Genomic DNA, 5,168 nt, shown 5'->3' with positions numbered 1-5,168 from the left:
GCCTGCCAACTTTGTCGTAGGTGTAGCTTTGTGTTGGCTGGCCTGCGATGGTCATGCTGCTGCGCTGGCCGTTGGCGTCGTAGGTGTAGTTGACTATACCGTTGGGGCTGGTGACCTGCGTGATGCGGTCGAGGTTGTCGTAGTTGAAGCCAATGTTGCCATTGATACTGTCGGCCAGCAATGTTATGCGGTTGCCGTTGTCATAGGTATGCGTGATGGTGCTGTTGTCGGCATAGGTGACGGTGCGCAGGCGGTTGAGGCTGTCGTAGGTGTAGCTGGTCTGCTGGTTCTTGCGGTCTGTGCTTTGTTTGATGCGGTGTTCGTTGTCATAGACGATGCTGCTGTTCTGGCTCAAGGCATCGGTCTTACCGGTGACGGCGTTGCGGTCATCGTAGCTGAAGCCGGTACTGTGGTTGTTGGCATCGGTGACAGTAGTGAGATTGTCGTTGTTGTCGTAGCCAAAGCCGGTGCTTTGGTTATTGGTGTCAATGACGCTGGTGACGCGGTCGAGGTTGTCGAGATTGCTGATGCTGCGCTGGTTGAGGGGATCAGTGCTGCTGACGGTGCGGCCTATGGCGTCAGTACGCAAGATGACGCTGCGGTTGAGCGGATCGGTGATGCTGCTGAGGTCATAGCCGTCATAGCCGAACTGGGTGGTTTTGTTGCGGGCGTCGGTGAACTGGGTCAGCTGGCCTGCGGCATTGGTGCCAAATTGCAGCACTTTGTTTTGGGCATCTTTGATCTGTTGCAGATTACCGATGCTGTCATAAGTGAAGGTGGTGGTCTGGTTGAGGGGATCGGTAATGCTGGCGACTTGGTTATAGTCGCTGCTATAGGTGGCGCTGCTGGCGACGGCGTCGGCTGTGCCGGGCAGATAGGTCTGGCTGAGTTGATTGCCTTTGCTGTCGTAGGTGTAGCTGGTCTTGCGGCCCAGGGCGTCTATGCTTGAGAGCAATAGGTTGGTGGCGGGGTCGCGTTCGAAGCTAGTCGTCTGCTGCTCTGGCTGGCCCAGTGCCTTGATGACGCTGGTGGCGTGACCGTTGGCATTGAAGATGAAGCGGGTGACAACGCTGTTGCCGTCGGTATGGTCGGTTTGCGCGACCTTGCCGTTGCCATCCAGTGTGTAGGCGAACAGGTTGGTGCTGTTGTCAGCATAGGTTTGTTTGGTGACGCGGTTGTTGGCGTCGTAGACATTGGTGACCATGAGCTTGCCGCGCCTGTCTTGCACGGTGAGCATATTGTGTTTGGTGTCGTAGGTGAAAGCTTCAAAGGTCTGGTCTGGATAGGTGACTTTGATCAGGTGACCGGCGGTGTCGTAGTCGTACTTGACGCTGCGGCCAAGGTTGTCTGTGGCCAGGGTGATGCGATCACTATTGTCGTAAGTGAACTGAATAAATCGGCCGCTTGAGCTGGTAAGCCTATATAAATTATAGAGGTAATTGCGCGTGATTTTGATGGTGTTATTGTAGCGGTCACGCAATTCAACTAAGGCTCCTTTACGGGCGGTGTGTGAATTCATCGCCTCAGGAAATTCCATCACAGTGCCATCTTTTAGCTTGAGACTCCAGCCCCAGCGCGGATTGTTCCAGCTCAGGATAGAGCCATCATATGCAGAGCCAGAACCAGTGTGTTTATATACTGCGTCAGTATAGTTAGTTCCTGCAGAAATGCGTTCATAGTGAATGCGGCTGCCATCCGGCAAGATCAAGTCTTGCCATGTCCATGAGTTGCCTACCAGATAGACGTCGTACGACAGGCTGGTGCCTATGCCAAACGAGCGGGAATCCGTATCACGCTGGCGATAACTACGGCTGACTTTTAATGGAATGATGTCATTGACTACCAGGTCAGTGCTTTCGTTCAAGAACAGCCCGGTGTACATATCAACAGGATCACCGCAGCGGCAGCCGGCAACTACCGGGCCTTCTGCAGGCGCTGTGCTAGGAACGGCAACCATGGCACCGGTGAATTCATAAATCGCAATGCCAGCATCTGGAATGATTTGCTTTGCATCTGCGCTGACACTGCCTTCACCATAAACATACCAACCTTTGCCGCGCGCATCATAGTTCCAGAAATTCATACGGGTGCCGGGAGCAGCACCACCAAAATTCGGGTAAATCAATCTTGCACCTGGCTGGTCTTTGCCATTAATACTGCTGAGTATGGCTCCACCAGGCTGGATGGTGAAATACACCGGCACACCCAGGCTCGGTAATGGGAAAGGTGGATGATCAACGGGGATGGCGGTGATATTAAGTTCTGTAACGATCTTGCCACTGCGGTCGCGGATGACTGTACCTGCTGGGATCCGCAGCTCCAGACCGGGTATGCGCGGTGAAGAGACTACAGTTTCTTGCTTGGTTGGAGAGGCGACGCTGATGTTGCCTGCGGGGTCAAGTGCACTGCTCCAGATAGGATACGTGAGTGCCGTCGTTTTGCCAGCAGAGAGACTGACGCGAGTTTGGTAAAAGCCATAACGCGTGCCTGACTTTTGTACGGTCTGGCCATCTATATCAATCACCTGTTCGCCTGCCTGGAGATTGCTCAGCAAGAAACGTCCGGTAATGTCGGTCCTGGTGCTTTGCTGACCCACGCTGATGGTGACGTTGGCAAGGCCCTGGCCATTCAGTGTCAGCACCTGGCCTGCAAGTGCGGTTTCGCCTTTAGCGGCCTGCAAGGCTGGTAAAGCCTGTAATGGACTGTCGCCACGGCGTGCTCGCCAATCCCCCTTAAAATGACGTGCATCTGGGTGCCAGACTTCTGGCTGGGTGCTGCTGTTTGCCAAGGCAAGCGCGTTTCTTTCGATTGTACTCAGGGTTGTGACAGTTGCATTTGCTGCCGTGCTAGCTGTTGCCTCAGGTGCTGGACTTATTTGTGCAGGAATGTTGGTTGCTGAGTCCTTACTTGCCAGAGCTTGCGTAGTGACGTTTTGTATTACAGAATTATTGCCAGCAATTGCGGGAATAATGCCGTTACCAAAGCTGACTTGTACTTTGTCGAATTGCGCAGTTTCAAAGCCAATCGCGCTGAATGGCAATGCCTGTTCAGCATGATCAAGCGCGCCTTTGACGAACAGCGTATATCTGCTGGCTGGCAGCAGGTCTTGTTGTGGTGTGACGAATAAAAGTACACCATATTCAGCAGCGACAACTTTGATGGGTACCACGCCGTGCGGCCCCAGGAGGGTGACGCTGTCACTATTAAGGCTGCTGACTTGCATGCGCTGGGCAAATCGTATAACCAGGCTTTGATCTACTGGCACAGCCTGTGCGTCTGGCGCGGGTTGACTGTCTTTGATGGCAGGTGTAGCACTGCTTTGCAAAGCACTGGCAATTTGTTGCACACGTTCTTTTTGTATCAGGGTGAAGCGCTGGCTTTGCTGGTCAAACAGTTCACCGTTGTTAAGTAGCTGCAAACCGTTATCCAGACCATAGGATAATAATAGCTGAGCACTAGGCAATAAAGTGGCGACATGATCGCGCCTGGCAGTATCAAGTTTGACGTTGAAACGTTCCAGGCTTTGATTGCGCGGATTATAAAGTTCTGCTTCATAGAGCAGGCGCTGGCGGCTGTCGGTACCACCGGCAATGAGCAGTTTGCCATCTGCCATTAAAGTTGTGGTGTGACCGCTGCGGGCAATCAGGCCAGGATTAGCAAGGTAGCTGAACTTGTCACTATCGGGATCATATTGTTCAAGAGTGGTGACGACATTGCCGCTGGCATCTACTCCGCCTATGATCAATACTTTACCGTTGGGTAGCAGGGTCGCACTGTGATAGCTACGTGCCTGTATCAACTTACTAGTGAGTGGATTGCGTTTGCCGATTTTAGTATCTTCAATGATCACCACATTGCCTGCACCGCCCAGCAACAACCAGCGGCCATCTGCCAGTTGCGTTGCTGATTGCCCCAATAACCTGGCTGGCTGAGGTGCGAGTTGCTGTATCAGTGCTGTTGACTTTTCTTGTATTTCGCTGAGATTGTCAGCACTCGCCGTTGCCATGGATAACAAAAATAAAACGAATATATATAGCGCCCCTTGCAGCAGGCTTACTAAGTAACGCTCTGTCTTAGCGCGAGCGCTTGAAAATGTAGGTGCTTGAATTGCCACGGTGCGGCTTCCTTTATGCATACAATTTTTATCTTTGTGCATTGCAGTGAGTTTGGTCAGTGCCATATTATTTAAGTTGCAGACTTATATTGCCCACGGACACTCCCAGCGGATCAATCAAGATGCTGTACGTACCTGTCTCTGGCAAATTATTTAAAGTGAAGTTGGCACTTGGCCCGCTAATTGAATAAGATGCCAGCTCGGTAGTGTTGTTACTGGGTTTATAAATCCAGATTGTCTTATTGCTGGTGATGGGCATCGTATAGCCAGTCACTGCGAGAGTGACGCTTTGACCAGCAGTTGCGTTGAAAGTAAATCGTCCGTTTTGCCCTACACGGGTCGTAGTCAAGGTAAGAGGTGCCGCATTCACCACCAGCGTGCCAGCGTCTATGTCTTTCGATAATAATGCATTGAAACTGACGCCGTAGGTCGAACTTTGTACAAAGCGCACGACGTAGGTGCCCCCTGTAGCAAACCATTGCGGATTATAGAAGTTACTACTACCATCAGCGACGTAAGTCCAGTTGGATATAGCTGTGCCATCCAATTTTTGAAGATAGACAGTCAGATTCTTAGTACTTGACCCTGTGCCAGTAAAATTCAAGCTGGTGAGGCCAAGACCATAAGTTTTGCCCGCTTCAGCAGTGAAAGTGTAGCGCCCATATTGCCCCATTGGCAGGCTCACAGGATTGCTGCCATCCACAATTAAATTGTCTGTCGTATCGGACTGCAATTGCAGGTTAATGCTACCTTTATCAATACCAAAAGGATCAATCAAGATAGTATAAACACCTGTTTCTGGAAGATTGTTCAAATTGAGGACAGCCGGTCCACTACTCAAAGAGTAAGATGCCCATTCGGAACCGCTACTGCTAGGTTTATAAATCCAGATAGTCTTGCTGCTGGTGATAGGCATGGTGTTGCCTGTAATCACCAAGTTAAAACTTTGCCCGGCTGTTGCATTGAAAGTGAAACGTCCATTCTGCCCAGGAAATATAGTGGTCAAATTGAGGGGCGCAACACCAGAAATAAGATTCCCTGCTTCAATGTCTCT

The 5,168-nt window shown here is 51.2% G+C and carries 1 protein-coding gene and 1 pseudogene; both read right to left on the bottom strand.

Annotated elements, in window-relative coordinates; genetic code table 11:
- Nucleotides 1–4,006: DUF6531 domain-containing protein (locus tag ACO0LG_RS24250; RefSeq protein ID WP_423030262.1), on the bottom strand; the 4,006-nt coding region annotated here is incomplete at its 3' end.
- A gap of 175 nt (nucleotides 4,007–4,181) precedes the next feature.
- Nucleotides 4,182–5,168: pseudogene (locus ACO0LG_RS24245) on the bottom strand (hypothetical protein); the annotation flags it as partial.

Origin of the sequence: Undibacterium sp. Ji42W (assembly GCF_049340405.1) — a bacterium.
Classification (GTDB): domain Bacteria; phylum Pseudomonadota; class Gammaproteobacteria; order Burkholderiales; family Burkholderiaceae_D; genus Undibacterium.
This window is presented reverse-complemented; position numbering and strand designations above follow the sequence as displayed.